The 4,801-nt window shown below is 62.1% G+C and carries 2 protein-coding genes and 1 pseudogene; 2 read left to right on the top strand and 1 reads right to left on the bottom strand.

Features of this window, described 5'->3' with window-relative positions; translation table 11 throughout:
- A pseudogene (gene dnaE / locus AC1D1X_RS20255) lies at positions 1–2,369 on the bottom strand (DNA polymerase III subunit alpha); the annotation flags it as partial.
- Between the two features lie 84 nt (positions 2,370–2,453).
- Between dnaE and AC1D1X_RS20250 the strand changes: the two are divergent.
- Together AC1D1X_RS20250 and egtB are read left to right on the top strand one after the other, a co-directional pair.
- A complete protein-coding gene (locus tag AC1D1X_RS20250; protein ID WP_477699005.1) occupies positions 2,454–3,260 on the top strand; it encodes a sulfurtransferase in 807 nt (268 codons plus the stop codon).
- Between the two features lie 120 nt (positions 3,261–3,380).
- A complete protein-coding gene (gene egtB, locus AC1D1X_RS20245) occupies positions 3,381–4,724 on the top strand; it encodes an ergothioneine biosynthesis protein EgtB (RefSeq protein ID WP_477668958.1) in 1,344 nt (447 codons plus the stop codon).
- Positions 4,725–4,801 lie beyond the last annotated feature (77 nt).

Genomic DNA, 4,801 nt, shown 5'->3' with positions numbered 1-4,801 from the left:
ACCGACGCCAGCAGCGACGCACGGTTGAGTTGCAGGTTGTCAAAAGCTCCGCCCTTGATGAGGGCTTCCACCGTTCGCTTGTTGAGCCGGCTGCGGTCCACGCGCACGCAAAAGTCGTAGAGCGAGGTAAAGGGGCCGCCTTCCTTGCGCGCCGCCACGATGGCGGCAATCGCCTGCTGGCCCGTGCCCTTGACGGCGCCCAGGCCGTAACGCACCGATGTGGCACTGATCGGCTCGAAGCGGTAGTCGCCGCGGTTGATGTCGGGCGACTCGAACTGGATGCCCATCTTCTGCGCGTCACCGAACAGGATCTTGAGCTTGTCGGTGTCGTCCATTTCCACCGTCATGTTGGCGGCGAAGAATTCGGCGGTGTAGTGCACCTTCAGCCAGGCTGTGTGGTACGCCAGCAGCGCGTAGGCGGCGGAGTGCGACTTGTTGAAGCCGTAGCCCGCGAATTTTTCCATCAGGTCGAAAACCTCGTCGGCTTTCTCTTCGCTGAGACCGCCCTCGCCCGCGCCCTTGCGGAAGATCTCGCGCTGGGCGTCCATTTCCTCTTTTTTCTTCTTGCCCATGGCGCGGCGCAGCAAGTCGGCGCCGCCCAGCGAGTAGCCGCCCAGGATCTGCGCGGTCTGCATCACCTGCTCCTGGTAGACCATGATGCCGTAGGTTTCTTCGAGGATGGCCTTGACGCGTGGGTCCGGGTATTCGGGCACTTCCTTGCCCTGCTTGCGCGCGATGTAAGTCGGGATCAGCTCCATCGGCCCCGGCCGGTAGAGCGCGTTCATCGCAATCAGGTCTTCGAGGCGGTCCGGCTTCGCGTCTTTCAGCATGCGCTGCATGCCGATACTTTCAAACTGGAACACGGCTTCGGTCTGGCCCCGGCCGAACAGCTCGTAGACCTTCCGGTCATTCAGCGGAAGGTCCTCGAACTTGAAGTCCTTTTGCGCCGGGTGGCGCGCGATGATGAACTCCCGGGCGATTTCCAGGATGGTCAGCGTGGCCAGGCCCAAAAAGTCGAACTTGACCAGGCCGATCGCTTCCACGTCGTCCTTGTCGAACTGGCTCACGGCGGAATCGCTGCCAGGCTGGGCATAGAGCGGGCAAAAATCGGTCAGCTTGCTGGGCGCGATCAGCACGCCCCCAGCATGCATGCCGACATTGCGGGTCAGGCCCTCGAGCTTTTGCGCGAGCGCCAGCAGGGTTTGTACATCCTCTTCCTTGCGCTCGCGCTCGGCCAGGATGGGCTCCTGCTCCTTTGCCTGTTCAATCGTGATGTGCTGGCCCGGCTTGTTCGGAATCAGCTTGGAAATGCCGTCGCAAAAGCCATACGGGAAGTCGAGCACGCGGCCCACGTCGCGGATGGCGGCGCGCGCGGCCATGGTGCCGAAGGTCACGATCTGGCTCACGGCTTCCTTGCCGTATTTGTCTTTCACATAATCGATCACGCGGTCGCGGTTGCTCTGGCAAAAATCGATGTCGAAGTCGGGCATGGAAACCCGTTCCGGGTTCAGGAATCGCTCGAACAGCAGGTTGTACTGCAGCGGGTCCAGGTCGGTGATCTTGAGCGAATACGCCACCAGCGAACCGGCGCCGGAGCCTCGGCCCGGGCCCACCGGGCAGCCGTTGTTCTTGGCCCAGTTGATGAAATCACCCACAATCAGGAAGTAGCCTGGGAAACCCATCTTGAGGATGGTGTTGATCTCGAACTCCAGGCGCTCCACATAGGATGGCCGCTTCTGCTCGCGCACGGCCACGTCGCGGTACAGGTGAGCCAGGCGTTCCTCCAGCCCTTCAAACGACGCGTGGCGGAAGTATTCGTTGATCGGCATGCGCACGCCATTGACTTCCGGCGTGGGATAGTCGGGCAGCATGGGTTTTCCCAGCTCCAGCGTGAGGTTGCAGCGCCGGGCAATTTCCACAGTGTTGGCCAGCGCGGTGGGCACATCGGCAAAAAGCGCCGCCATCTGCGCGGTCGACTTGAAGTACTGCTCCCGCGTGAACTTGCGCACGCGGCGCGTATTGCCCAGGATTTCGCCTTCCGAAATACACACACGGGCCTCATGCGCCTCGTAATCGTCGTAGGTCAGGAACTGCACCGGATGGGTCGCCACCACCGGCAGCTTGAGCCGTGCCGCCAGCTGGACGGCGGCCGCCACATGACGTTCGTCATCGGGACGCTGGGCGCGTTGCAGTTCGAGGTAAAAACGGTGCGGGAAGAGGCCCGCAAAGTACAGCGCACATTCCACGGCGCGCGCGCTGTCGCCCTGCAGCAGCGCCTGGCCCACAGCGCCGCCCTGCGCGCCCGACAGCGCAATCAGGCCTTCATTGAGTTCCTGCAGCCACTCAAGCTTCACCACCGCCTGGTCGCGCGGTCATTTTAGGGCCGAGGCTGTCCGCTGAGGCGCCGTGACGCAGTGCAAGGCCCTGCATGCCTGCCTACAATCAACCGGATCATGCAAATCCTGAACATTGCGGCCTATAAATTCGTCACGCTGGCGCACCCTGCGATGCTGCAGGGCAGCATCGAACAGGCGCTCCAACAACGCGCGATCAAAGGCACGGTACTGCTGGCAGAAGAAGGAATCAACCTCTTCCTGGCGGGCACGGCGGCAGATATTCATGATTTTTTGGCATGGCTGAAACAGGATGCCCGCTTCAGCGACCTGCAAGCCAAGGAAAGCTGGTCAAGTGCCCAGCCGTTTCGCAAGCTGCTGGTCAAGGTCAAGCCGGAAATCATCCGCATGAACCACCCCGCCATCCAGCCAGCCGCCGGGCGCGCGCCGGCCGTGGATGCCGCCACGCTCAAACGCTGGCTTGACACAGGCTGCGACGACACGGGCCGACCGGTGGTGACGCTGGACACCCGCAATGACTTTGAGGCCGATGTCGGCACCTTCAAAAACGCCATTGACTGKCGCATCAGCAAGTTCACGGAATTTCCCCAGGCCCTGGTGGCAAACCGGCAGGAGCTTGCGGGCAAGACCGTCGTGAGCTTCTGCACCGGCGGCATTCGCTGCGAAAAGGCAGCCATCTTCATGCGCGAAGCCGGGGTGGAAAACGTCTGGCAGCTCGAGGGTGGCATCCTCAAGTATTTTGAGGAAAGCGGACGCGCGCATTTTGACGGTGAATGTTTTGTGTTTGACGAGCGGCGCGCCCTGGACCCTGAACTGAAACCTCAGGTCAATCCCGTGGCCAAGCCGCTTTCAAGGCCCGTTCCCACGGCCATCCCCACTGCATTCGAGGCCTTGTCTGACAGCTGAAGGCCGGGTGCCGTGCAAAGCTTTTAAGCCGCTCATTGCTATCACACCGAACTTCACCGTTTCCCTTTTGTGCATGTCATGGGTCAGCCTTCTGTCGCGCCCATCCACACGGTAGCCATCATGCCTACAGAACCATCACTCTCCCGCTCCCACACGCTTCAGGCGCGGCAGTCTCCGCTGGCCATGCGCTTTATGGCCATCAGGGCGCAGACCGAAGCCCTGATCGAGCCCCTGAGCCCCGAGGACTGCCAGCTCCAGTCCATGCCGGACGCCAGCCCTGCCAAATGGCACCTGGCTCACCTGACCTGGTTCTTCGAGACTTTTATCCTCGAGCGTTTTGAATCCGGTTTCAAGCCGTTTGATTCAGGCTTCAGGGTGCTGTTCAACAGCTACTACAACGGTGTGGGCGACAAATACCCACGGCCCAAACGCGGGCTGATCAGCCGGCCCTCCCTCGACGAAGTGCTGGCCTACCGTGCCCAGGTCGACCAGCGCATGCTGGAAGTGATTGCGCAGGTAGAGGCCGGTAATGACACCGCGCAGCACAAAGAGTTGGCCGAACTGGTCACCTTGGGCCTGCACCACGAGCAACAGCACCAGGAACTGCTGCTGACGGACATCAAGCATGCACTGTCTTTCAACCCCGCGCGCCCGGCCTATGCCAGCCGCTGGCCGCTGGCGGGCATACACCCACAGCCGGTGAACTGGATGCGCCACGACGCGGGTCTGGTGGAACACGGCTTTGACGCGGGACGCGACGGTGGGTTTGCCTTCGACAACGAAACGCCCCGCCACAAAGTTTATGTGGCGGCCTTCGAGCTGGCCAGCCGGCCCGCCACCAACGGCGAGTTCATGGCCTTCATCGCCGACAGGGGCTATCAGCGCCCGGAGTTGTGGCTTTCCATGGGCTGGGATTGGGTGACTGAGAACGGCGTTAGCCTGCCCTTTTACTGGCAGGGCAGCGAAGGGAGTTACCAGCACTTCACGCTGCAAGGGCTGATTGATGTAGACCCGAACACGCCGGCCTGCCACCTCAGCTACTTCGAAGCCGATGCCTTTGCGCGCTGGGCCGGTGCACGCCTGCCGACAGAGTTTGAATGGGAGCTGGCAGCGCGCAGCGTGGTGGCCAGCCCCGTGCCGCAGGGAAACTTTGTGGAAAAGGCGGCATACCACCCCCTGCCGCAGCAGGAGGAAAGCCACGGCCTGCCGGCCCAGATGTACGGCGACGTCTGGGAATGGACGCAGTCCAACTACAACCCCTACCCCGGCTACAAGCCCTGGGAAGGCCTGGTGGGTGAATACAACGGCAAGTTCATGTGCAACCAGTTTGTGCTGCGCGGCGGCTCGTGCGCCACACCACAAAGCCACATACGCGCCAGCTACCGCAACTTTTTCCCGCCCGATGCCCGCTGGCAGTTCAGCGGCCTGCGCCTGGCGCGTGACCTGCCCGACGGCCGGCTCTGAACTATTCGCGCAACACGTCCAGCACGTCCGAGTTGAACTCGCGGTTGTACAAAATCAGCACCACCACGGCGGTGGCC

This window comes from Polaromonas sp. P1_G4 (genome assembly GCF_056405475.1).
This window is presented reverse-complemented; position numbering and strand designations above follow the sequence as displayed.

Coding starts and splice junctions, on each gene's coding strand:
- egtB (WP_477668958.1), top strand. CDS start 3,381: ATGCCTACAGAACCATCACTCTCCCGCTCCCACACGCTTCAGGCGCGG.